We start from the raw sequence: 22,917 nt of genomic DNA, 5'->3' as shown, positions 1-22,917 counted from the left end.
GCGTCGGACACCTCAAGGGCGTGCGTGGCAACGCGCAACTGAGGCCAATGCAAAGCGCGAACGCGCGCGTAACCCCTGAAGCCGCTGTGTATTTTTTTGGGGGCATGCACTTAATAGTCTTCATTTTTCGGCTGCGCTTTGCAAATTCGCGCACATCTCGTGCTTACGAGTTCCACGCCCCCCGCCTCAAGCGCTAGGGGCTTTACCTGATTTGCCGAAATCTGATTGTGCCTAAGAAATTGGCTCCCTAATGTACGGCTAACTTGTCACCCGGGCCATCGCGGACGGAGCGGTGAGCGTATCTCGTGTTCTAAATATTTTTATAACTAGGACTGCGAATTAAATGTACAAAGAAATTGATAAGCATATGAAAAAGATCAAGCTAACGACCATTGCAGGCCTTATGGCGGTGGTATCTGGTCCCGTATTCGCTCAAAGCAGTGTCACACTGGTTGGCGTCCTCGATGAAGGTATCAATTATACGAGCAATGCTGGTGGTAAATCCGCGTGGCAAATGTCCAGCATTGATCTCGCAACCAGCAGATTTGGGCTGAAAGGACAAGAAGACCTTGGCTCCGGGCTTCAGGCGATCTTTGATCTTGAGAGTGGGTTCAATACCGAATCAGGAACGTTGCTGTATGGCGGGCGACTCTTCGGATACGAGGCTTATGTAGGCTTGGTATCAGACAGCTTCGGATCACTTACGCTTGGGCGCCAGTTTGACAGCATTGTGGACACCGTAGCGCCGTTGACCGCCAATGGAAATTGGGGCGGCTATCTGTTCTCACATCCGCTCGACAACGACAATACCGACGGCATCTATCACGTCGCTAACTCGGTCAAATACACATCTCCTACTTTCCACGGCCTCTCGGCGACGGCTCTCATCGGCCTTAGCAACCAGGCGGGTGGCTTTGCTAACAATCGAGCGGTGTCTGCCGGGATCAAGTACAACATCGGCGACTTCAATCTTGCTGCCGCGTATGCAGATTTGTCGAATCCTGGAATGACTTCAGGAGGCAGTATCGCTGCCGACGATGCAAACTTTTCCGCTAAAAACCAGAAGACGTACGGCATCGGTGCGTCATACGCACTTCATGGCGTAACGCTTGCAGCTGTGTACACGCACGTCGCAATTCAAAGTCCGGTTTCGTCGGTGTTCATAGGGGACCTCGGTCTGGAAGGAGGACATCTGAACTTCGACAATGCCGAAGTAAACGTCTTGTATAACTTCACGCCCGCACTGATATTCGGGGGCATGTACACCTACACTCGTGCAATTTCATCGAGTGGCGGTGCGTCGACATCAACGCACTGGAATCAGCTTGGCGTGCAGGCGCAGTACCTTATTTCCAAGCGGACTTCTCTGTACGCACAAGCGGTCTATCAGAAAGTCAGCGATTCGGCTGCCAGCAATGTCCTTGGCTATGCCTATATTCCTGGCTCCGCAGGCGTTTCTTCTACATCGAATCAAACGGTAGTGCGCGTCGCAATAAATCACACGTTTTGACGGGTATCTTCGTTGCCGCCAATGCGTAAGCATTGGCGGATTCACCACATCGTGAACATCCCTGTCGACTGTGACGGACTGCGCTTACTCTCATACATTCTCCGAACCTGCTCCATCGTTACGAGCGTGTTGAGAGATTTGCGTTCAGACGGTGCGGCAGAGAAGTTTTCTTCGGCCCGATCGTGCGCTGAAACAAGCAGCCCAAGAGGTGCGTGTTCGAGTTGTCGGTCGTAGATGGCCAGCAATGCACCCACAACGCGACTCGCTTCGACGCTGAGCTTGCGTAACTTGCCTTTGGTACAAGACGCCGTGAATTGCGCGAGTTTTTCCCCAACCTCAGGATAGACCGACAAATCCGTAGTTCCATAGCCGCTTTGCGCGAGAAAGAAGCTCTCGAAAACGGTCCGCACGAGTGTCCCAAGGTGGTAGTTGGAACCACAGCCCTTCCGCAGCGCAAGTAGGCACAGGTGATTCTTGAGAGATATCTTGACGAATCCAGCTCTCGTTAGCGTCTGACCCGCAAGGTTCAACATCTCGCTTTCCGCTTCCATATTCAATCCACAACTCCCGAGGCAGATTCCGTGGGCCATCCGACCAGTAGAGGAGGATTTGCCCCAGCACCATGCTGCGTCGGATATGGCCGACCGCGCTGCTCCGTGCGTAGCCGGCCATATCTCTGTACTACCTGCTCAAGCTCGAATTGCCTCGTAATCCAACCGTGTCAACTGAAGCTCGACGCCCAAGCGATTCGCATCCTTTCGAATTTTGGGCTTGTACATCACCACGGTTATCTCTTCGATCGCTGGGAATTCGTCGAAGGCTACCGACGCGACCTCCAGAGAAAGTGTCTCGAGCAGACCGGTATGGTCCTTCTCAGCCAGAAATTCACACAGACGGTTGCACAACCGTTCGTAGTCGATGAACGAGTCAAGCGACTCTTCCCGCGGGTGGCACCCGTAGAGCAGCTCGAGGCTGAAAACGACAGGCTGTGGCGCAAGCTTCTCGTGTGCGTGTATGCCGATGCGCGTTTGCACGGTCATCTCATCAACGAAGACGCGCATCCCCTGAAGCCGAGTATCAGCCTGAGCTTTTCTTGCTGCAGGCATCGCCAGTACGTTCATGAGACCACCGAATCGGATGCATCGATGAGCATGCGGCAGAAGTAGTCTGCGAAGCTGCGTCGAATAATCAGTTCAAAACTGTCCTCACCGGTGCGGTGCAGGATGATGGACGCCTTGAAGTAGTGACTCTGTGCGCAATCGCCTACGCGGAAAACGCTTGGGTCTACGTCGAGCGGACAGCCACGAGAAAGAACCTCACGTACTGAGCGACCGCTGAGTTCGAGGACTGTGTAGCCGCTGCTGACATCGACGACCGAAACGAACTGGCCCACGAATGCCTGTTGTAGCTCGCGCGCCAGTTTGCCGTCGCTCGCCTCTTGGCCCATTACCATCCATTCGTCGGGGCCAAGCCACAAGACATCAAACTTCGGGCCGCGTGAGACCTTGTTAGGGGTCGCTTGAGGCTTGCAGCCGACGTTCAGGGACAGCGTTTCGACAAACAGCCCGTCGAAGACGCTTCCGCGAACTGTGACAAGATCTACGAACGGCCGTTCCCGTAGGTGAAAAGCGGAACTGCTGTCGCTATGGCGACTCGCGATGTCAGAAGCGAGTGCCACCAACGGCGACTCTTGCCAAACGCCTTCGCCACTGCTCAGGATTTGGGCGACGCGCTTATGTGCAGCGCCTGTTTGCACCGCAGTGGTTTCATTCGACATTTTGACGCACTCCTTCAACATCATAGAAGACGGGGCTGGAAATCTTGGCCCGTACCTGCTTGCCATTGGAAAGCGGAATCGTTACGTGCTGTCCTTCTTTGTCATGCCCACCCTTGACGAGCGCAAGGGCAATAGAGCGCTTCAGAATAGGGCTGTAATAACTGGACGTGACATGCCCAAGCATGGGCGCTGTGTTACCGGAGAACGGTCCAGCCACGATCTGACTGCCTTCCGGCAATACGAGCGATGGCTCTTCGGTGAGCAGGCCGACAAACTGCTTGCGACCGGGCCTCGAAGTATCCGAGCGGCTGAGTGAGCGCTTGCCAAGGAAATCCTTCGTCTTCGAGACCAGTCCCTCCATCCCGAGGTCAATAGGGGTTACCGAGCCGTCGGTATCCTGGCCAACGATGATGTAGCCCTTTTCGGCGCGCAGGACGTGCATCGTTTCCGTTCCGTACGGCGTAATGTCGAACTCGGCGCCAGCATTCACGATTGCTTCCCAGACGCTGCGTCCGAAGTTGGCCGGAACGTTAACCTCATAGGCGAGTTCACCCGAGAAGCTGATGCGCATGATGCGCGCCCCAACACCTGCGACTGTTCCTTCGCGGTATGACATGAACGGGAATTCGCCGTTGCTGAAGTCGACGTCCTTGCAGACTTTCTGCAACACTTTGCGGCTGTTGGGTCCAACGACAGCGAAGGTCGCCCAGTGGTCGGTCACCGAGGCAAGACGCACACGCAGATGCGGCCATTCGGTCTGCAGCCAACGCTCCATCCAGTTGAGCACGCGTGCTGCACCGCCTGACGTCGTTGTCATCATGTAGTGCTGCTCGCCAAGGCGCACCGTCACGCCGTCGTCGAAGACCATGCCGTTTTCGTCCAGCATCAGGCCATAGCGGCACTTCCCGACTTCAAGTTTGCTCCACGGGTTGGTGTACATCCAGTTCAGAAGCGTGGCTGCGTCCGGGCCCTGGATGTCGATCTTGCCCAGGGTCGAAGCGTCGAGGATGCCGACGCTTTGACGGACTGCGAGACATTCACGCGCGACAGCAGCGTGGAGATCTTCGCCGCCCTTCGGGAAGTACCACGGGCGCTTCCAGTTGCCGACGTCTTCGAACTCAGCACCGTTTTCAACGTGCCACTCGTGAACGCAGGTCTTGCGGATCGGGTCGAGATAGTCCCCAAGTTCACGGCCAGCGAACGTGCCGAAGGTGACGGGGGTGTAGTTCGGTCGGAATGTCGTCGTGCCGGTTTCCGGTATCGTCTTTCCAAGCGCCTTCGCGAGGATCGCCATGCCGTTGATGTTGCCCAGCTTGCCTTGGTCCGTGCCGAAGCCCATCGCCGTGTAACGCTTGACGTGCTCGACGGATTCGAAGCCTTCCCGTGCCGCGAGCAGAATGTCTGCCGCCGCGACATCGTTCTGGAAGTCGACGAACTGCTTCGGACCACGCGAAGCAGTGCGCTTGTCTCCGACCATCCAAAGGGGCTCCAGCGGTGTTTCCTTAATTTCGGCAACTGGCGGAACAATGCCCTTTGCGCAATTGAGCCCAATCGACTGAACGGCGCTCAAGGCCGCGTTCGCGCCATCGTTCAAAGCGCCAGCGAGGCCGAACTGACCGTTGGCAGCTCCAACGCTAACTTCGGCCTGAACGGCTTGTCCTGGCATGAAACACAGCTTCGATTCGTTCCAACGTGCCTTGCCACCCGACTGGGCGAAAAGATGCAGCGCCGGGCTCCAACCGCCGGACATGGCAACGAGGTCACAGTCGATGCGCTCTTCGGCTCCCGTGGGCTCACCGTGCTTAAGTTGGCGCACGCGAACAGACGACACGCGTGTTTTCCCTTCGGCACGCAGTACGACCGCGTTGCTGACGACCTTGATGCCCTGACGACGCGCAATGAGAGGGATCGTGCCGTTCGTTTGGCTACGCGAGTCCACAATCGTCACATTCGCGCCAGCCGCCTTGAGATCGAGTGCGGTTTGATATGCGCCGTCGTTGTTCGTAAACACGACGGCGTTCTTGCCCGGCAGAACACTAAAGCGATTGATGTACGTCGACACCGCGGAGGCGAGCATCGTTCCCGGCAAATCATTGTTCCCGTACACCACGGGACGCTCGTGGGCACCCGTAGCAAGGATGACTTGTTTCGCGCGAATCTTCCAAAGCAGCTCGCGCGAGCCCTTCCGAACGGACACCGGAAGGTGGTCAGTCAGCCGTTGGGATGCAGTCACCAGGTTATGGTCCTGGTAGCCGAACGCCGTAGTCCGCGCCAATACGCGAACGTTTTTCATTGATTGCAGCTCTTGCTCAACGCTGAGGAGCCAGCGCTGCGACGGTTGGCCGCCGATTTCCATTTTCGAGGAGAGCAAGCTGCCACCGAGCTCGGCCGTCATTTCGACCAGAATCACGCGGGCGCCAGAGCGGCCAGCAACGAGCGCTGCCATCAAGCCTGCGGGGCCGCCACCTACGATGAGAACGTCGCAATGCGCGTACGTTTTGTCATAGCGTGCGGAGTCTACGATCGTCGGCGCTTTGCCGAGGCCGGCCGCTTCACGGATCTTCTCTTCATACTTCGGCCACCACTTCGCCGGCCACATGAACGTCTTGTAGTAGAAGCCGGCGGGCAAGAACCGCGAGAACTTCTGGTTGATGGCCATGCGGTCCTGTTCAAGGCTGGGTTCCGCATTGAGGCTGGTTGCGGTCAGTCCCTGATACAGCTCGACTTCGGTCGCGCGGGCATTTGGAATCGTATCCGCGCCCGTTTCGAGTTGGACGACTGCATTCGGTTCTTCGACGCCGGCCGTAACGATGCCGCGAGGACGGTGATACTTGAAGCTGCGCGCGACGAAATGCTGGCCATTTGCCAGCAATGCCGATGCGAGCGTGTCGCCCTGGAAGCCTTGATACTTCTTGCCGTTGAACGTGAAGGTCAACGGAATTGCACGGTTGATCTTGCCGCCCGAACCGAGCCGATTCTGTTGTGTCATTTTGCGGTCCTCTCAGGGGCGGTGCTTTTCGTGTCAGCGGGCGCCGCTTCAGCGAGCGGCTGCGGAAACTTCTCGTACGATTGAATCTGATACGTCACCGTGTCGCGGGTCGCCATGAACCAGCGTCGGCAGCCTTGCGCATGCATCCATTGCTCGCGGTGCACACCGCGGGTATTGGTCCGCATGAAGACGTATTCGCCCCATTCACGGTCCGACATCTTTTCCGAGTTCACGGGGCGAACGATGTCAGCCTCACCGCCGCACGAAAACTCGGACTCTGCACGTGGCCCACACCAGGGGCACTCGATAAGCAACATTTTTTGAGGTCTCCAGAATTGCGTTCAGTGTGCGACTGCGGCAGCGCCGTGCTCGTCAATCAGATGACCGGTGTAGAAACGGTCAAGAGCAAATGGCGCATTGAGCGGGTGTGGCGCGTCGTTCGCAATCGTGTGAGCGAAGACCCAGCCAGAGCCGGGGGTGGCCTTGAAGCCTCCGGTACCCCAGCCGCAGTTGAAATACAGCCCCTGAACATCGGTCTTGCTGATAATCGGGCAGGCGTCGGGCGAGACGTCAACAATGCCTCCCCACTGTCGGTTCATGCGCACGCGCGAGAACACGGGGAACATCTCGCAGATCGCTTGAAGCGTCCCTTCAATGACATGGAAACTGCCGCGCTGCCCGAAGCCCGTGTACTGGTCGACGCCGGCACCGATAACAAGGTCGCCCTTGTCGGACTGGCTGATGTACGCGTGCACCGCGTTGGACATAATGACCGTGTTGACGACAGGCTTGATGGGCTCGGAAACAAGAGCCTGGAGAGGGTGGCTCTCGATCGGCAAGCGGATGCCAGCCATGTCGGCCAGCGTGGTGGTGTTGCCTGCGGCGACGACAGCGACTTTCTTCGCTTTGATGAAGCCTTTGACCGTGTCTACGCCAACGACCCGCGACCCCTCACGACGGATGCCGGTGACCTGGCAGTTCTGAATGATGTCTACACCGTGCCGGTCTGCGCCGCGGGCAAAGCCCCAAGCCACTGCATCGTGGCGTGCCACACCGGCGCGCCGTTGGATGGACGCGCCGAGCACCGGATAGCGGCTGTTCAGGTTGATAGTGGGTTCAATTTCCTTGATCTGCTGGGGAGTCAGGAATTCAGCATCGACACCGTTGAGCCTGTTGGCATTGACACGACGTTCCGTATCACGGACGTCCTGCAGGGTGTGAGCCAAATTCAGAACCCCGCGCTGGCTGAACATGACGTTGTAGTTCAGATCCTGCGAAAGACCTTCCCAGAGCTTCATCGCTTTTTCGTACAGGCCCGCAGATTCGTCCCAAAGATAGTTCGAGCGAACAATCGTCGTGTTCCGTGCGGTATTGCCGCCACCAATCCATCCCTTTTCGAGAATGGCGACGTTGCGGATGCCGTGCTCTTTCGCCAGGTAATATGCCGTGGCCAACCCATGACCGCCACCGCCGACGATGACGACGTCGTACTCCTTCTTCGGCTCAGGACTTCTCCACTGGCGCTCCCAGTTTTCATGGTACGAAAGACCATTGCGCACCAGGCTAAAAATCGAATAACGGCTCATTACCTGCTCCTCGTTCACAGCGCCGCAAACATCACCCATTGGTATTTGGAACATTTGCGAATCGCTCCTCGTTTTACGTTAGTCACATTCCACCGGAATCACGCGGTGGCCGATAGAAGGAATCCGCCTCAGCCTAAGAACTATTTGGCGCCTTTCACATACGGGAGCACGGCAGCAAAAAAATGCCCACCGCGCCGATTAGCGCGCGCAGCATTCGTCGCGTCTGTACTTGCTGTCGTTAGGTCGTGCTATATGGGGCGATGTAGTTCGATGAGCTCGTCGCGAGCTGCACGTCGAGTGACCCGCCGCGATTGGGTGGCGGCGACGACTAAATCGTTAGAGCCGGATCTGCGGGCCGTTTATGGGGCTTCTATCGGCTCGCTTTTGTAGCGTGATAGCAAAAGCGTACAGAGGCGAGGGTGGCTCCCTGCCTCTGTACGAACAAAGTGCTTAAACTCGAATGCGTGTGCCGTATGGACTGCCTGCGGCCATTGCGTTCAGGCTGTGCGGCGCGGAGTTAGCCGTAGACCGGGAAGCGCTTGGTGAGCTCAGAGACCTGGCCGCGCACGCGCTCAATCGTTGCTTCGTCATTCGGGCTTTCGAGCACGTCGGCAATCAGGTTGCCGACAATCTCAGCTTCCTTCACGCCGAAACCGCGTGTCGTCATCGCCGGCGAGCCAAGACGGATGCCGCTGGTCACAAACGGCTTTTCCGGGTCGTTCGGGATCGCGTTCTTGTTCACGGTGATATGAGCCGCGCCCAGAGCTGCTTCAGCCGCCTTGCCGGTAATCTTCTTCGCGCGAAGGTCGACCAGCATTACGTGGCTTTCCGTGCGACCCGACACGATTCGCAGCCCACGCTTCACCAGCGTTTCGGCCAGCACACGCGCGTTTTCCACGACTTGCTGCTGGTATGCCTTGAACTCAGGCGAGAGTGCTTCCTTGAAGGCGACAGCTTTCGCGGCGATGACATGCATCAACGGGCCGCCCTGGATGCCGGGGAAGATTGCCGAGTTGATCTGCTTCTCATACTCGGACTTCATCAGAATGACGCCGCCTCGCGGGCCACGCAGGCTCTTGTGGGTCGTCGTGGTGACGAAATCGGCGTGCGGTACAGGGTTCGGGTAGACGCCTGCGGCAATGAGCCCCGCGTAGTGAGCCATGTCGACCATCAGGTACGCATCGACGGATTTCGCAATCTTCGCGAGGCGCTCGAAGTCGATCTTCAGTGCAAATGCCGAGGCACCAGCCACGATCAGCTTCGGCTTGTGTTCCTGAGCGAGCTTTTCCGCGGCTTCGTAGTCGATGTCCTCAGCTTCGGTCAAGCCGTAGCTGATGACGTTGAACCACTTGCCCGAGAGGTTCACCGGCGAGCCATGGGTCAGGTGGCCGCCGTGCGCGAGGCTGAGGCCCATGATCGTGTCACCGGGCTGGAGCATTGCGAAGAACACGCCCTGGTTGGCTTGTGAGCCCGAATTCGGTTGGACGTTGGCTGCTTCTGCGCCGAACAGTTCCTTGATCCGGTCGATTGCAAGTTGCTCGACAACATCGACGTGCTCGCAGCCGCCGTAATAGCGCTTGCCCGGATAACCTTCAGCGTACTTGTTCGTCAGCTGCGAGCCTTGGGCTGCCATCACGGCCGGGCTGGTGTAGTTTTCCGATGCGATGAGTTCGATGTGGTCCTCTTGACGACGGTTCTCATCGAGGATCGTCGCCCACAGTTCGGGGTCGACGTTTTGTACGGTGCTGGTTGCGCGATTGAACATAATGAATGACCAAAATAGGTGACTAACATATGGCCCGGGCCACAGAATCTGTCCCGGGGAAATTCACATCGAGAGCGTCCTCAGCACTCGATAACGTTGACCGCCAAACCCCCGCGGGATGTCTCTTTGTATTTCGTCTTCATATCAGCACCCGTTTCGCGCATCGTTTTGATGACGTTGTCGAGAGTGACGTAGTGCTTGCCGTTACCTTTCAGCGCCATGCGGGCGGCGTTGATTGCCTTGATGGCGCCCATGGCATTGCGTTCGATGCAGGGAATCTGAACAAGCCCCCCAACCGGGTCACAAGTCATGCCGAGGTTGTGTTCCATCCCGATCTCGGCCGCGTTTTCGACTTGCAATGGGGTACCACCCATTACGGCGGCCAGCGCGGCGGCCGCCATGGAGCACGCAACACCGACTTCGCCTTGACATCCGACTTCGGCACCTGAGATGGACGCCGTTTCCTTGTAGATAATTCCGATTGCCGCGGCAGTGAGCAGGAAGTCGATAATGCCCTTGTCGTTGGAACCAGGGACGAACTTCACGTAATAGTGGAGGACCGCGGGAATCACGCCGGCAGCGCCGTTGGTGGGGGCGGTCACAACGCGGCCGCCGGCTGCGTTTTCTTCGTTGACGGCCATCGCGTACAGATTGACCCAGTCGAGCATCGACAGCGGATCTCGCAGCGATTCTTCGGAGCGGCTGCGCAGTTGCTGAACAAGTTCGGCTGCGCGGCGCTTTACTGCCATGGGGCCTGGCAGATTGCCTTCCATCCGGCATCCACGCTCAACGCAGGCAGCCATGGCACGCCAGATGTCGAGCATGCCTTGCTGAATTTCTTCCGGAGTGCGCGTCGCGGATTCATTGTCGAATGCGACTTCCGCGATGGAGAGCCCGCTTTCCTCGCACACGCGTAGAAGGTCGTCACCGGTGCGGAACGGATAACGAACAGGCGTACTTTGCGACGTGCCATTCACCCGCTCGCCATCGTGATTGACTACGAAGCCGCCACCGATCGAATAAAACTCTTTTTTCGCAATGAGTTCTCCGTTGCCGTCGAGAGCGAGGAAGCGCATGCCGTTGGAATGCACGACTTCTGCTGAGCCCGGCATAAGACGGCGAAAGAACGCAATGTGCTCTCGCTCTTCGAATCGCACCGCGCGCTTGCCCAGCAAGCGCAAGGAGCGCTCGATACGAATTGTCTTCAGGGCCGGTTCGACGATATCTGGATCCAACGAGTCGGGCAGATGTCCTTCGAGCCCCAGTAGTACCGCTTTGTCGGTGCCGTGGCCTTTTCCCGTAGCGCCAAGCGAGCCATACAGCTCAATTTTGACGGTTTCAACGCGCTCGAGGTCGCCAGCGTTGTCGAGGTGCTGGGCGAATCGTTGAGCTGCAATCATCGGGCCGACCGTGTGCGAACTTGACGGGCCAATCCCTATCTTGAAGATGTCGAATACGCTGACGTTCATCGTCCTGACCTTGAGATTCGTAGTTATCTGGAATCTCAATTCCATCGAAGTCAGGCGGTTTCCGCTAGAAGGATTTCGACACAAAGATGGGACATGCTAGGCGTTAGTCGTCTTTGCGATGACCATGCAAAACATTTGGGTTTTGTATACCGCCATCGTAGGAAATTTTATCTATCGAAGTTATATAGAACTACTATGTTAATAACTTGGCGTAAGTGTATGTTGACTGAAATTTATAAGGCAGAAATAAAAAACGAAGGCACTGCATCTTCGCAGTGCCTTCGCAAAAACCACTAGAGGCCGACCGGAAGACTGGAGCTCCACCGGCCGGAGTGGTTGGGTCTAGACGGCAGAGAAGCAGTTGTCGACGAAGAGGTGCGTACCGTTGACGAAACTCGATTCATCCGACGCAAGGAATAGGGCTGCGGATGCGACTTCCGACGGCTCGCAAAGGCGCCCTTGCTGGACCGCGATCGCCTCTTCGGTGGCATCTACCCCCATAGCCTGGAGATCCTTGAGCTCGCGCACGCCGTGCGGCGTACGGATGAACCCCGGGGCAAGGGCGTTGCAGCGAATGCCACGGTCGCGGTACTCGACAGCGATAGCGCGCGCGAACATGTGGCATGCGCCCTTCGTGGCGTCGTAGAGCACTTCGCCGGGCGTTGCACAGACAGCCGAAATGGACGATGTGCAAACAATGCTTCCGCGGCCTTTCTCGAGCATCTGCGGCAGAACTGCCTTCGTCATGAGGAACATACTCTTGACGTTGACGCCCATGAGCCAGTCCCACTCACTTTCTTCGATGTCGAGGAATGGTTTGACGATGAGCGTGCCAGCGTGATTGAACAGGATGTCCGCGTTACCGTACTTCGCACGAGCAGCGTCTACGGCCTTTTGCACGTCCGCCTGGTTGGAAACGTCGGCGCCGAAGCCGGTTGCTTTCAGGCCAGAATCGCGCAGTTTGGAGGCGAGCGCCTCCGCCGCATCACCATTGCGGTCAATGATGGCGACGCTCGCACCTTGGGCTGCGAACAGCTCCGAGGCGGCGGCGCCACAGCCGCCGGCACCGCCACTGATGATGGCAACTTTGCCAGCGAGGCGTCCATCAAGTTTTGCATTCATTCGGTCTTCTCCTGATAGGGTAGTTTTTGCGCCAAATCAGCTGAACAGCGTGCGCAGATGGTCGTTCAAGAAGAAGCCTTGCGGGTCCACACTGCGGCGCAATTCGCGGAAGGCCTCAGCTTTCGGGAACCAACGGTCGACGTCGTCACGGTTCGTGAAATGGAGCTTGCCCCAGTGCGGGCGCGAGTTGTAATCGCGGAGGATGTCGTCGACGTCCTTGAGGAATGGCCAATAGTCAACGCCATTCGGGCCGCCCGAGCAGGAGATGGTGACGCTGTCCTGGTTGTTGAACGGGCTGATCCACGCCGGGTCACCCTTTGTAAAGCGATATTCGACCGGATAGATGCAGTCGGGATGCTTCGTGAGAATCAACTCACGAATGCGACGAAGCGCTTCCTTCCCGTGTTGCGCGGGGACGGCGTATTCGAGCTCGTGGAAGTTCGCGACGTAGTGAATTGCATACACCTCCGAGCTGTAGGCAATTTTCTCGTGCTCGCCTTCGTAGAAGGTGCGCTCGTCAGTGATGTCCATCACCTTGATTTCGCAGACGTCGTAGTCCTTCTTCGAATTCGAGACCTTCGTCGTGTCGGGCAGACAGTAGAGGTCGCGGCTCTCCGACTTCGGGCACCAGAAGAAACCGAAGTGACGATGCTTCGCGGCGAGTTCGTCGTACTGTTCCATCAGCGATTCGAAATCTTCGCGCCACACGCGATCGTGGAGCCAGAACGCATCAGTGACCTGCAACGTCATTTCCGAAATGACGCCGAACATGCCGATGTTCACTTGGGTTGCGTGCAGAAGGTCAATGTCCTTCTTGTCGCTGACTTCCATGATGGAGCCGTCCGGACGGACGATTCGCATGCCCACAACCTGCGAAGAGAGGTTGCCCAGCGTGGTGCCGGTGCCGTGAGTACCGGTGGCCAGTGCGCCCGCGATCGCTTGCGAGTCGATGTCGCCTTGATTGACGAGCGAGAAGCCGATTTCCTTGAGGTGTCCGGTTACCGTGTTCAGCTTGGTGCCGGCCTTCACCGTAACGCGCTTCTGTTCGCGGTCGACGTCGACGATTCCCTGATAGTCCTTCAACGACAGGAGCAAGCCGCTCGTCGCGACGACAGGCGTGAACGAATGGCCCGAACCCGAGACTCGAACGTTCTTGCCCTGGCTCGTCGCCGTGTGGACGAGTTCCGAGATTTCCCCTTCGCTTGTCGGGGATGCCATGTGTCCGGCGATAAAGGATTGATTCCCAACCCAGTTGCGCCAGTGTCCGCCGCGCGGAAGTTCCATTCACACTCTCCAGATGCGCACCGTGGTGCTGCGTTAAGTTGCTTAATTCTGTTCCGTCAGCCTGGTGGCCGGGAACCTCTTAGTCTTCGACCGAACGGATTTCGGTGCCAGTCCGGCTTCGGCCGGTCTCCAGCGCTAGTGAAATTCTTGTCTCTCAGGGAAAACTTCTTTCATGTCCGCGCAGTCCCCAAGCAATTCGCGCATACCGTCTGGTGCGACGTCCTTCTTCGTTTCGCGATACTGCGTGGGCGTAGCTCCAAACGCGGCCCGGAAGTCACGTCCCATGTGCGAGGCATCAGCGAACCCGCAGAGGGTAGCGATGTTGGATATCGTCTTCTCTGAGTTACACAGGAGCCACGCGGCGAAGCGGATCCTGACGAGCTTTGCGTAGGCCTGTGGCCCCATCCCAGTCTCGGTTTTGAAAGCCCGTTCCAACTGCCGCATCGACATATCGAGCTTTTTTGCGAGCTCTTCCATGCTAATGGCAGGGCACATCTGCTGTTCCATCAGGAGGATCGCTCTGCGCACCTTCGGATGAGTCTGCGAAGACAGTGAAGGCGGATGGGCTTGAGGCGCATTCCACGTCTGAGGATCATCGACTTGAAGAATACGCAGTGCCTTCTGGATCGCCGACGCATTGATGTGGCGGCTCAAGATTGCCGCCGCTACGTCTATGGATGAGCGACCACCAGAGCATGTGATGCGTCGGCGGTCCATGACAAAAAGTCGGTCCGCAACGAGATAGTCGGGATCGGCTTCCGGAAACTGCTCCAGAAAGTCCCAATAGTGGAACCAGCTGACACAGGTGCGGTGTTTGTCCATCAACCCCGCTCGCATGAGGGCAAACGTGCCCGTACAGACGCCTACCAACGTCTTTCCGGCGTCCGCCATGCGTCGAAGATAGTCGAGCGTCGCCCGGCTGGTTTCGCTGCCCGAATGGAGTAGTCCGCCGACCACAACGACATAGTCGACATCTTCGGCTTCCTCGAACGTCGTCCAGGCAGACATCCGAACGCCACAGCTCGCCCGAATTGGGCTAAGGGTTTCCCCTATGATTTGCCAGTGACACCGATCGGGGCGACTTTGGTCTCCCTCGTCGCTCGCGAGGCGGAGCATATCCACAAAGCCGGAGAAGGCCGTCAGAGTGAAGTTCGGCAATAGAACGATGCCGAAGCGCACCGGCCCCGTATTGGTTGATGTAGCGTCACTCATTCTGCATTTCCTCCACCGACTCATAGAACTGGCAGGGAAATCAGGATTACCTTGCTACCCAGCCGATGTGTCACTTGTTGGTAAAGGTATTGCGTCGAAACTTTCTTCACTATCGGATTTCGGCAAGTAAGGGTTTCCACGAGTTGGGCCAGTAACACCTTTTTGACACGGCCGGATGCTAGCTAAAATAAATAATCGGCACTTGTGTCCCTTGTTGATTCGGCTATGGCTCCCCCTGCGCAAGTAACTTCCGGAGATGTGTCGCATGCACCGCTGTTCGCGCGAGGCGTGGCGTTCAGCGCCTTCACCGATGTGAATGAACAGGCGCGTGCCTTCGATGGCTGGCATCTGCACTACACGCAAATCTCCGGCGGGTCGTTCCATGGTTCGTCATCGACCCTGACACTCGGCGGCATCCGGTTGCTGATGGAGAGCCTCGACAAGGTGATCCTTCAACAGGGCGCAGTGCCCAACGACCGACTGGCACTCGCTGTGCCTTTGGAACTCGAGGGCCACGCGCGGATGTGCGGTGAACGGAGTGAGCGGGACAGTTTGCACGTCTTCTCCAGTCTTCCCGAGTTCGAGTTCTATTCCCCGGATCACCATGTGCTCGTCAATGTCGAAGTAGAGCCCGAAAAGCTGTTGTCCGAACCAATGAGAGTGCTCGCAACTTCCTTGCGCGCGAAGGCGCTGGCTCCGGTGATTCCGATGCCAGCGGAGTCTGCTGAAAATCTGCGCACCCTGCTGCAGCATGCGATGCGAGCCTCAACGGACTCCTCGGCGGTGCAGAGCGAGGAGGCCTATGGACGACTTGAGCTTCTGGAAAGGACAATTATTTACGCACTCTCCGAGGTTCTCGTCGAGACGCCCGCTGCAGCAAGCGGAGGGCGTACGACAAAGCACTGGGCGCTGGTCAATTCAGTGCAGGAGAAGCTCGAAGACTCCAGCACGTGCCCGCTGTCGATTGCTGAATTATGCGTTCAGCTAGGACTGAGCCGCCGAACGCTTCAGTACGCTTTTCACGACGCTCTTAATCTGAATCCGGTCGCTTATCTTCGCGCGGTGCGGCTCAACAATGTTCGCCGAGAGCTTCGTCATGGTGAGTCAGTAACGTTCGCTGCAACAAAGTGGGGTTTCTGGCATTTAGGTACCTTCGCGCAGGACTACCGGAACATGTTTGGTGAGCTCCCGTCGGCTACCTTGAAGCGCTACGCCCGCAAAGACTCCAACTGACGTTTGTCAGTATCCGGCGTCGTTTAACGAGATATCGTCGCGCCGGTTGCGGCGCAGAAAGAGCAGGTGCCTTGCACATTGCACATAATCTCTCGTCGACGACTAGCATCATTTCGTACTGCTCCATTACTATCACGCTATCGAAGCGAAATAGTGGGGCCATTCTTGACACATGATGAAGAAATGAAGAGCAGCGCGCGGCCGGCTACGTTGCGCGAGCTCGGTGTGCAATATCGGGGTCGAGTGGTGCGATTGAAATCCGGCGGACCACTGATGACCGTCAACCAGGTTGTACCGTCTGCATTTGGTCCGCAACTCGCGTGTTCATGGTTTGCTGAACCGAACCCGATGAAACTGGCCAGAGCTGTCTTCAGTTTTGATGCGATCGAGTTCGTCTCGGACGGGCAGCCTCAATGAGAGTACGTAGTCTGGCGTGCATCTCGATACCTCTGTTTTCCAGGAGGAAAATCCTCGATTCTTGCAGTGCTGCAGCAGCAGCTCGGCCATAACAAATCCGACATGATCATGGAACAAGCATGAAATCTCTTTCCGTGACCGGAGGCTGGTTCTACGCTTCTTGATAAGCGGCGCATGTGCTCTCTAATGAGACTCGTGCAGCGAACAGAAGCAGTTTGTGAGAACCAGTCAGGGAATACGTGGCTGCCGCGATTCGCCGGACTAGTTGAGTGGAGTAGAGGTATGCCATGGACACGTCGCAATCTCAAACTCGTGTTGGCCAGTTTCAGGCAACGCGGTCGACAGTCGGGTTCTCTCGCGCTCCTCGTCACGAGTTGGCGATGGCGGGCATGAAGTGCTTCATTGGGACACGGGTGACAAACGGAAATGCTAATGACGCAATGTTCCGTGTGTCGACGATCGTTGGTGATGCATTTATGTGCGTGAGCAGTTCGAACTATCACAATGAATCGAGGGCTGTAGTTGAGGTCGATTGTGCTCAGTTCTTGGCTCTCTGGCTCAGGGAGACCGCGGCAGTTGCGAGTGATCTCAAACGGAGGGTCCGCGATACGTGGCTCACGAACGAGCGATTCCATCTAGCGACGGAGGGGTTCAGCCTCGGCTCGGATGACCCGGTGCCCCTCGCTGAAGTGAGTTGTGAGTTCCCGTCGATGGGGCAGGCGATGAGCATTACCCCAGTTCAGGTCGAACCAAGCACCATCGTTGGTGATCGTCCACGAGTCACCATTCTTGACGGCGTTATTCGTACCGTGTGGCTTGCCTCACACGCAGCGGAGTGCTTCCCGGTTGAATGCAATATCCACGAAGCCGATGTCCTGCAAGCCTTTGCTGGCTTCCCGGGAGGGCGCTGGATGACAGTCTCTGAGTTGCTTGAACACTAGGGTCGTTAATGGCGCGCGCATGGTGATGGAGTCACGCGTCAGGACAGTCGTCCATGCTGTCCATTCGCGGTTTGCGGATATGGACAGCGTGCCGTGAGATCAGTGACCCCCAAACCGTCTGGTTTGGGAGGAAATTTAGGCAGCCGAATTGTCCGTTACGTTTAGCGAGAAAACGTAATACTTACGTACGCGCTCCAAGACCTCCCACGTACCCTTAAAACCCGGCTCGATAACGAAAACGTCGCCCGCTGCAAGGTGAATGGGCTCGCCACCTTCAGGGGTTAGCACACAGCGGCCTTCAAGGAAGTGACAGTATTCCCAGTCGCTGTATTCGACGCTCCACAGCCCCGGCGACGACTCCCACACCCCCATCAGCATCTTCTTGTCGGGCGATTCATAGCCATTCAACGTCACAGTATGAGGGTTGCCGCGAAGCGGCTGGCCGGGCCATGGCGCGTCGATGACAGCCTCGGCATTCGCATCGCGGTGGAGGAAGAGGTGATTTGCTTGAGTCATTTGAGAACTACTCCGTTGCTTGAAGAATTTGAATGTGTTTGCCGGATAGCTTTCGGCTGTCGTGGAAGATTGAGACGGGGAGCATGTAGCGTGTAACGTGCGGAAGTCCGAAAATCACCGGGTACGCCAACGGGTCTGATTTCTCTGTGCCGCTTGTCGCCTTGTGCAGCTGAGTGCTTGACCACAGAGACCGAGCCGCTTGAATCGGGAATAAGCGGCAAGCCGCAAGATATTGCGAATTGGCCGTTGCGGCTATCGGATTTCGGCACGCGAGGGTCACTTACCTACTTCAGCGGATTGAGCCAGAGATTGAGTTACTCTGGAGGAACGTCTCACGATTGACCGAGTGCTTTCTTTGACGTGTGGCCTATGCTGCTGCTCTCGCAAAGCATTGAAGTTTGCGAACGGCACCGATGAGATGCAATGACCCCGTCACTAAAACCCACCCCGAATGTCTTTCGGCGATTTCGAGGGCGCGAACTATTGCTGACGTGGGCTCGAGCTGCAGCTCCGACGCTAAGCCGATAGTCTCAGCGATTGATTGCAGGACGGCAGGTTCCGTGCCCGCTGGACGCCCCGGGAGCTGCGTGAAAACCACACGCGAGACTGACGGCGAGAGCGCTTTCAATAGACCGGTTGCGTCTTTGTCGGCGCCCATGGCAACAACAGCAGTACAGGGGCCGTTGAGATCTGGCTTTTGGGCTAGGTCCAGCAGGACTGCCCGGAGGTTGAACGGAACATGAGCTCCATCCATGACAACGGGAATTTCCTTGATACCGCTGAGGCTGAAGTCGAAGCGTTCAAGACGGCCAGGTAGACGGGCTGCAGCGCGGGTGTCGGCGTCAAGCAACCACCCACCGAAAGGAACCGCGCCAAGTGTTCCAGAAGAGGTCATCAAGCCTCGAAGGCCCAGATTGTCGAGAACCGAACGCGCGATGATGGTATTGCGCTCTTCAAGCGATGACTTCAGGAGCGAAGGCACATGGGCGACACGACACCCTAGTGATTCGGCTTCGGTCTGCAGGATCTGTCCGGCCTCATCATTGCGATGTAAGGGCGTCACGAGCACGGCGCCAGGCTTAAGAATTCCTACCTTTTCGTGTGCGATCGCTGCGCGTGTTGTGCCCAGTACCTCTGTATGCTCCAACTCGACGTTTGTTACGACGGCAATTTCGCCTTCGAGCACGTTGGTCGAATCGTGGCGTCCGCCGAGTCCTACTTCGGCTACCACCCACGAGACGCCGGCTGCCTTAAAGAGCAAGAGTGCGGCGGCGGTCACGATATCAAACCATGTGGCGTTGCTGGCCGGCGTACCGTTTCGGCACGCATCGCTATGAACGCCTATCACGGTCCAAAGGGCGTTGGCGAGTTCATCATCTGGAACCTCTGCACCGTTAACGATGATGCGCTCGTTGACTCGGTGAAGGTGCGGCGACGCGTAGCGACCAACCGAGACCCCAGCTCTGCGAATAGCGGCTTCGACCAATGCACAAACGGATCCTTTCCCCTTTGTTCCCGTAACATGGACGACGCGGAACGCCAGGTGCGGCGAGTCCAGACGCGTCATCAGATCGACCATCGGCTCCAGGGACATGCGCATGCTGTTACGTGGGCGAGTCTCCCAGTTGGTCAGCCTGTCGAGGTTCGCCAAGGCATACTGCAGTTGAGCTGAGTACATTGTTTGTGTCGGCATTTCGCGTGTCGAGAGGACGGCGCGCATTCGGCTTATCGGTTGCGGTGGACGGCAAAATAAGAGCTAATGCAAGCAGTCTTCATTGCCACATTTCCGTAGTGCTGCCACGTATTACCCGCGATTTCCACTGGCATTCGCTCCATTCGAGACTTGGCTCAGAGTCGATAACAATGCCGCCCCCTACACCATAAACACCAGTGCCATCCTTCTTCAGCACGAGGGTTCGTATCGCGACATTGAGAGAGTAGTCGCCAGTCGGACTCATCCACCCGATACTCCCGCAATACAAGCCGCGGTCAGATAGTTCCAACTCGTCAATACATCGCATTGCAGCGATTTTGGGCGCGCCGACGATCGAACCGCATGGAAACATTGCTCGTAGAACATCCATGAACGACGCGCTGCCGATGTCTGCCTTAATCGTTGACGTCAACGTCCAGACTGATGGGTATTGCTCGAGGTCGAACAGGCTTTCCACGCGCACGCCCCCGGTTTGGGCAATTCTCCCCATGTCATTGCGCAACAGGTCGACAATCATGGCGTTTTCGGCGCGATCCTTCGGACTATTCCTGAGAGCGTACGCAGAGCGTGCATCTTCTTCCGGGTCGTGGTGGCGCGGCGCTGTCCCCTTCATCGGACGACTGGTTAGACAGTTACCGCGACGCTCCACGAACAGCTCCGGTGAAATCGACAATACGGCGGATTCGCCGTCGTCGATATAGGCTGCATGCGAAACCGGATGCTGTTCAATTAGTGTTTGATACAGCGCAATCGGGCTTCCTTCAAAGATTACGTCGACTGGGAGTGTGAAATTTACTTGGTAAACGTCACCATTTTCGATACGGGATTTGATGTTCAGTATCTTTTCCCGGTATTCGACAAATCCCAGGCGAGGCTTGGCGCTAACGATTCGCGCACTGTGATTACTGCTTTCCGCACTCGCACGTGTTTCATCGCAGCGTTCAAAGACGTAGGCACTGAAGCGCGCCTCGCTAACTCCTTGCACATCTCCGCGCCTGAGTGCTGGCTCGAGCCATTCTCCCAACGAGTAGTTGAGTTTGAGTGCGATCCAATGTCCCTCGCGTTGATACTGTTCGATCTCAGCCACGGCGGTCGGTAGCTCTTGCGCTGAACATGCAGTCACCTTCGTGACGAATCCGCACAGATTCAATGTGCGGTCGCCGACAGCATCTTCGAACCTACAAACAACCATGAGAACTCCAAATTCGATTTCCTCGCGCGTCCGCTGGTTCGTGAGATAACTCAGACGTGACGTTGGGCCTGCCCTGTGTCTGCGTGGATTCGGGCGCGCTAGTGCAACGGGACTGCTATGCGACTGCAAGCGCCCGCCCGTCGTTCGAAAAGTAGCGTCAAAGGTCGAGGTCGACTATCGGATTTCGGCAAACAACCGGGTATTCCCCGAGGTGATGAACTGGTGCGGTGCGCAGCTTGAGTCTGAAAATATATGACGATAGATGGAGACGCGCTCTTCGCCTTCAGGTGGCCGGGATCATCCGGAAATTTTCACTGCTCAATGCTATTTCTACAGAGGTACCACGAGAGTGGTAATCACAATTGTCGTTAAGTAAATACTGAAAATACGATGCATCCGATTTACGACGAGTGTTTTGGGTTGCGTTGAGCGCGCCGTCCACGGTGAAAATAGGTGTGGCGATTCGTAAGGATGTGGAAGCATTTTCGCGGGGAGTGATTGAGCTAGGCTGACAAAAAGATAACAAGAAAATCAACCGCTTATAGGTAGTGACCCGCACTTGCCGAAATTTGATAGTGGCCAAAAATTTGAACTCCTACAGTGACCTCCAACCCGCACTGCATGAAGGGCACCTCGCACATGCAACGGCAAACGCCAACTTTTTGGAGCGATAGTCATGGATGTGGAAACTCGGAGTATTGAATTTGTTCCGCTAGAAGAGCGTTACGGGACGCCCAGACGTCTCTTCACCATTTGGTTCAGCTCAAACGTGCAGGTCACGGCTTTAATGGTCGGGACGCTTGGTATTGCAGCTGGACTGAGCCTCTTCTGGACGATCGTGGCGCTCTTCATCGGCAATGCTGTGGGAACCATCTTCATGGCCGCTCACTCGGCTCAGGGACCGCATCTCGGCATCCCGCAGATGATTCAAAGCCGCGCGCAGTTCGGGGTATTCGGTGCCGCGGTGCCGTTGCTGATGGTGGTGGTTTCTGCAATCTTGTTCGTTGCCGCGAGCGGGGTTCTTATGCGGGAGTCGATTAAGGCGGTGCTACCCGTAACCGACAATGAAGCGATCATTCTCGTTGGCGTTGCGACGTTCATCATCGGCTTCGTGGGGTATGAGCTCATTCACAAGGTCGGCGCTTACATGACGGTGTTGTCGTTCGTCATTTTTATCGCATCGGGTATTCTGGTCTTCATGAAGCCGGGTATTCTCGGCGCATTCCATGCGAGCAAAAGCGGCTTCGCAGTTGGTGCATTTAATCTTGTGATTGCTCAAGCCGCTTCGTGGACGCTCGGGTACGGTCCATATGTTGCCGACTATTCGCGTTATCTACCCGCGAATGTCAGGACCAAGGACACGTTCTGGAGTACCTATCTGGGGTGCGCGTTGGGCTGTCAAGCAGTCATGAGTCTCGGCGCAGTCTTTGCCATTTCGTTGCCATCGATTGTGACCGGTGACCCGGGCACGGCTATCGCGCAGCTCTTTGGCCCCCTCGCAAAGCCCACTCTCATCATCATCGTGATGGGTGTCGTCTTGTTCAACGTACTTTGCCTCTACAGCGCTTACATGTCGTCGGCAACGATTTTTAGTGGCTTCAAGAAGATGACACATATCCGTAGGTCGACGAAGTTCTTTGCGATGGCGGCTCTCATGACCGCCGCAACGTTGGTCGCAATCAAAACGCAGTATCACTTCAATGACTACTTTGGCGACATCTTAAATATCCAGCTTTACGTCATCGTTCCTTGGAGTGCTATCAATCTCGTCGATTACTACCTCGTTCGAAAAGGGAAGTACGCCATCGCGGAAATGTATGACGCGCGCGGCCGCTACGGAAAGTTCAACATGACGACGCTCGCTATCTACGCGCTCGGCATCGCAAGCACGCTTCCGTTCATGGACTTGTCCTTCTATCACAGCTATTTTGCGCGTTCGATTGGCGCAGACGTCAGCTGGATTCCTAGCCTCGTTGTGCCTGGCCTGTTGTATTACATAGTGCACAGTGTGCAACGTACTCCGGTTCTCAACGCTGAATAAGCCGCAGAAATGAATTCTCTCGCGAGCCTTTTGCAGGGCTCGCGAGTGCGTCTTGATGTACGTCACTGACTCGCCAGGGATGACCCGTAGTTGCCAATATTCGATAGTGCTTAATATTGCGGACTCTTAGAGTGGGCTTATAAGCCGCG

19 protein-coding genes are annotated in these 22,917 nt (G+C 56.6%); 5 read left to right on the top strand and 14 right to left on the bottom strand.

Features of this window, described 5'->3' with window-relative positions; all coding sequences use genetic code 11:
• The first annotated feature begins 343 nt into the window (after positions 1-343).
• The gene (locus U5A67_RS14450; RefSeq protein ID WP_321815141.1) at positions 344-1,510 is read left to right on the top strand and encodes a porin; all 1,167 of its coding nucleotides are present in this window, start codon (positions 344-346) and stop codon (positions 1,508-1,510) included.
• A 41-nt stretch (positions 1,511-1,551) separates the two neighbouring features.
• Here U5A67_RS14450 and U5A67_RS14445 read toward each other — a convergent pair whose 3' ends face one another.
• From U5A67_RS14445 to U5A67_RS14395, 11 genes are all read right to left on the bottom strand, one after another.
• The gene (locus U5A67_RS14445; protein ID WP_321815142.1) at positions 1,552-2,061 is read right to left on the bottom strand and encodes a hypothetical protein; all 510 of its coding nucleotides are present in this window, start codon (positions 2,059-2,061) and stop codon (positions 1,552-1,554) included.
• Between the two features lie 138 nt (positions 2,062-2,199).
• Positions 2,200-2,631, bottom strand: coding sequence for a dihydroneopterin aldolase (locus tag U5A67_RS14440; protein ID WP_303294210.1), 432 nt, complete (start codon positions 2,629-2,631; stop codon positions 2,200-2,202).
• A complete protein-coding gene (locus U5A67_RS14435; protein WP_321815143.1) occupies positions 2,628-3,287 on the bottom strand; it encodes a sarcosine oxidase subunit gamma in 660 nt (219 codons plus the stop codon). Before U5A67_RS14435 ends, U5A67_RS14440 begins: the two co-directional genes overlap by 4 nt.
• On the bottom strand, positions 3,277-6,276 hold the full coding sequence (locus U5A67_RS14430; RefSeq protein ID WP_321815144.1) for a sarcosine oxidase subunit alpha family protein: 3,000 nt from the start codon (positions 6,274-6,276) through the stop codon (positions 3,277-3,279). The genes U5A67_RS14435 and U5A67_RS14430 overlap by 11 nt, the downstream gene beginning before the upstream one ends.
• Positions 6,273-6,593: a sarcosine oxidase subunit delta gene (locus U5A67_RS14425; protein WP_303294207.1), complete on the bottom strand. Its 321-nt coding sequence runs from the start codon at positions 6,591-6,593 to the stop codon at positions 6,273-6,275. The genes U5A67_RS14430 and U5A67_RS14425 overlap by 4 nt, the downstream gene beginning before the upstream one ends.
• Before the next feature lie 24 nt (positions 6,594-6,617).
• Positions 6,618-7,862 (bottom strand): sarcosine oxidase subunit beta family protein, encoded by a 1,245-nt coding sequence (locus tag U5A67_RS14420; RefSeq protein ID WP_046196245.1) that lies wholly within the window; start codon positions 7,860-7,862, stop codon positions 6,618-6,620.
• Positions 7,863-8,379: 517 nt separating this feature from the next.
• Positions 8,380-9,627 (bottom strand): serine hydroxymethyltransferase, encoded by a 1,248-nt coding sequence (glyA, locus tag U5A67_RS14415; RefSeq protein WP_046196133.1) that lies wholly within the window; start codon positions 9,625-9,627, stop codon positions 8,380-8,382.
• An 80-nt stretch (positions 9,628-9,707) separates the two neighbouring features.
• The gene (locus U5A67_RS14410; RefSeq protein ID WP_303294206.1) at positions 9,708-11,096 is read right to left on the bottom strand and encodes an L-serine ammonia-lyase; all 1,389 of its coding nucleotides are present in this window, start codon (positions 11,094-11,096) and stop codon (positions 9,708-9,710) included.
• Positions 11,097-11,438: 342 nt separating this feature from the next.
• Positions 11,439-12,218 carry an SDR family NAD(P)-dependent oxidoreductase gene (locus U5A67_RS14405; RefSeq protein WP_311020454.1) on the bottom strand — a complete coding sequence of 260 codons (780 nt, stop codon included), beginning with the start codon at positions 12,216-12,218 and terminating at the stop codon, positions 11,439-11,441.
• Between the two features lie 36 nt (positions 12,219-12,254).
• Positions 12,255-13,502: a D-arabinono-1,4-lactone oxidase gene (locus U5A67_RS14400; protein WP_321815145.1), complete on the bottom strand. Its 1,248-nt coding sequence runs from the start codon at positions 13,500-13,502 to the stop codon at positions 12,255-12,257.
• Positions 13,503-13,637: 135 nt separating this feature from the next.
• On the bottom strand, positions 13,638-14,714 hold the full coding sequence (locus U5A67_RS14395) for a GlxA family transcriptional regulator (RefSeq protein WP_046196136.1): 1,077 nt from the start codon (positions 14,712-14,714) through the stop codon (positions 13,638-13,640).
• 258 nt (positions 14,715-14,972) lie between these two features.
• Here U5A67_RS14395 and U5A67_RS14390 point away from each other — a divergent pair, with 258 nt between their 5' ends.
• The 3 genes from U5A67_RS14390 to U5A67_RS14380 all read left to right on the top strand — a co-directional run bounded on the left by U5A67_RS14390 (position 14,973) and on the right by U5A67_RS14380 (position 17,305).
• On the top strand, positions 14,973-15,947 hold the full coding sequence (locus tag U5A67_RS14390) for a helix-turn-helix domain-containing protein (RefSeq protein ID WP_321959714.1): 975 nt from the start codon (positions 14,973-14,975) through the stop codon (positions 15,945-15,947).
• A 183-nt stretch (positions 15,948-16,130) separates the two neighbouring features.
• On the top strand, positions 16,131-16,364 hold the full coding sequence (locus U5A67_RS14385; RefSeq protein WP_046196138.1) for a DUF2158 domain-containing protein: 234 nt from the start codon (positions 16,131-16,133) through the stop codon (positions 16,362-16,364).
• A 380-nt stretch (positions 16,365-16,744) separates the two neighbouring features.
• Positions 16,745-17,305 (top strand): plasmid fertility inhibition factor family protein, encoded by a 561-nt coding sequence (locus U5A67_RS14380; RefSeq protein WP_321815147.1) that lies wholly within the window; start codon positions 16,745-16,747, stop codon positions 17,303-17,305.
• A 135-nt stretch (positions 17,306-17,440) separates the two neighbouring features.
• On the opposite strand, the gene U5A67_RS14375 is transcribed toward U5A67_RS14380, so the two are convergent.
• The 3 genes from U5A67_RS14375 to pabB form a co-directional block, all read right to left on the bottom strand.
• Entirely contained in the window at positions 17,441-17,821 is a 381-nt protein-coding gene (locus tag U5A67_RS14375; RefSeq protein ID WP_321815148.1) for a cupin domain-containing protein, read from the bottom strand.
• Positions 17,822-18,188: 367 nt separating this feature from the next.
• A complete protein-coding gene (locus tag U5A67_RS14370) occupies positions 18,189-19,541 on the bottom strand; it encodes a bifunctional folylpolyglutamate synthase/dihydrofolate synthase (protein WP_321815149.1) in 1,353 nt (450 codons plus the stop codon).
• A 52-nt stretch (positions 19,542-19,593) separates the two neighbouring features.
• Positions 19,594-20,727 (bottom strand): aminodeoxychorismate synthase component I, encoded by a 1,134-nt coding sequence (gene pabB, locus U5A67_RS14365; protein ID WP_321815150.1) that lies wholly within the window; start codon positions 20,725-20,727, stop codon positions 19,594-19,596.
• A 676-nt stretch (positions 20,728-21,403) separates the two neighbouring features.
• Here pabB and U5A67_RS14360 point away from each other — a divergent pair.
• Positions 21,404-22,768, top strand: coding sequence for a purine-cytosine permease family protein (locus tag U5A67_RS14360; RefSeq protein ID WP_046196143.1), 1,365 nt, complete (start codon positions 21,404-21,406; stop codon positions 22,766-22,768).
• Positions 22,769-22,917 lie beyond the last annotated feature (149 nt).

The organism is Paraburkholderia sp. J69-1 (assembly GCF_905220255.1).
GTDB lineage: Bacteria > Pseudomonadota > Gammaproteobacteria > Burkholderiales > Burkholderiaceae > Paraburkholderia.
Note: the sequence above shows the minus strand (reverse complement) of the source record. Positions and strands in the feature narration are given on the sequence as shown.

What these genes read in the sequence shown, in the direction of transcription:
- U5A67_RS14370 (WP_321815149.1), bottom strand. Translation starts at nt 19,541, where the DNA reads ATGCGCGCCGTCCTCTCGACACGCGAAATGCCGACACAAACAATGTAC.
- pabB (WP_321815150.1), bottom strand. Translation starts at nt 20,727, where the DNA reads ATGGTTGTTTGTAGGTTCGAAGATGCTGTCGGCGACCGCACATTGAAT.
- U5A67_RS14420 (WP_046196245.1), bottom strand. Translation starts at nt 7,862, where the DNA reads ATGAGCCGTTATTCGATTTTTAGCCTGGTGCGCAATGGTCTTTCGTAC.
- U5A67_RS14405 (WP_311020454.1), bottom strand. Translation starts at nt 12,218, where the DNA reads ATGAATGCAAAACTTGATGGACGCCTCGCTGGCAAAGTTGCCATCATC.
- U5A67_RS14425 (WP_303294207.1), bottom strand. Translation starts at nt 6,593, where the DNA reads ATGTTGCTTATCGAGTGCCCCTGGTGTGGGCCACGTGCAGAGTCCGAG.
- U5A67_RS14395 (WP_046196136.1), bottom strand. Translation starts at nt 14,714, where the DNA reads ATGAGTGACGCTACATCAACCAATACGGGGCCGGTGCGCTTCGGCATC.
- U5A67_RS14360 (WP_046196143.1), top strand. Translation starts at nt 21,404, where the DNA reads ATGGATGTGGAAACTCGGAGTATTGAATTTGTTCCGCTAGAAGAGCGT.
- U5A67_RS14385 (WP_046196138.1), top strand. Translation starts at nt 16,131, where the DNA reads ATGAAGAGCAGCGCGCGGCCGGCTACGTTGCGCGAGCTCGGTGTGCAA.
- U5A67_RS14430 (WP_321815144.1), bottom strand. Translation starts at nt 6,276, where the DNA reads ATGACACAACAGAATCGGCTCGGTTCGGGCGGCAAGATCAACCGTGCA.
- U5A67_RS14445 (WP_321815142.1), bottom strand. Translation starts at nt 2,061, where the DNA reads ATGGAAGCGGAAAGCGAGATGTTGAACCTTGCGGGTCAGACGCTAACG.
- U5A67_RS14435 (WP_321815143.1), bottom strand. Translation starts at nt 3,287, where the DNA reads ATGTCGAATGAAACCACTGCGGTGCAAACAGGCGCTGCACATAAGCGC.
- U5A67_RS14450 (WP_321815141.1), top strand. Translation starts at nt 344, where the DNA reads ATGTACAAAGAAATTGATAAGCATATGAAAAAGATCAAGCTAACGACC.
- U5A67_RS14440 (WP_303294210.1), bottom strand. Translation starts at nt 2,631, where the DNA reads ATGAACGTACTGGCGATGCCTGCAGCAAGAAAAGCTCAGGCTGATACT.
- U5A67_RS14380 (WP_321815147.1), top strand. Translation starts at nt 16,745, where the DNA reads ATGGCGGGCATGAAGTGCTTCATTGGGACACGGGTGACAAACGGAAAT.
- U5A67_RS14375 (WP_321815148.1), bottom strand. Translation starts at nt 17,821, where the DNA reads ATGACTCAAGCAAATCACCTCTTCCTCCACCGCGATGCGAATGCCGAG.
- U5A67_RS14400 (WP_321815145.1), bottom strand. Translation starts at nt 13,502, where the DNA reads ATGGAACTTCCGCGCGGCGGACACTGGCGCAACTGGGTTGGGAATCAA.
- U5A67_RS14410 (WP_303294206.1), bottom strand. Translation starts at nt 11,096, where the DNA reads ATGAACGTCAGCGTATTCGACATCTTCAAGATAGGGATTGGCCCGTCA.
- glyA (WP_046196133.1), bottom strand. Translation starts at nt 9,627, where the DNA reads ATGTTCAATCGCGCAACCAGCACCGTACAAAACGTCGACCCCGAACTG.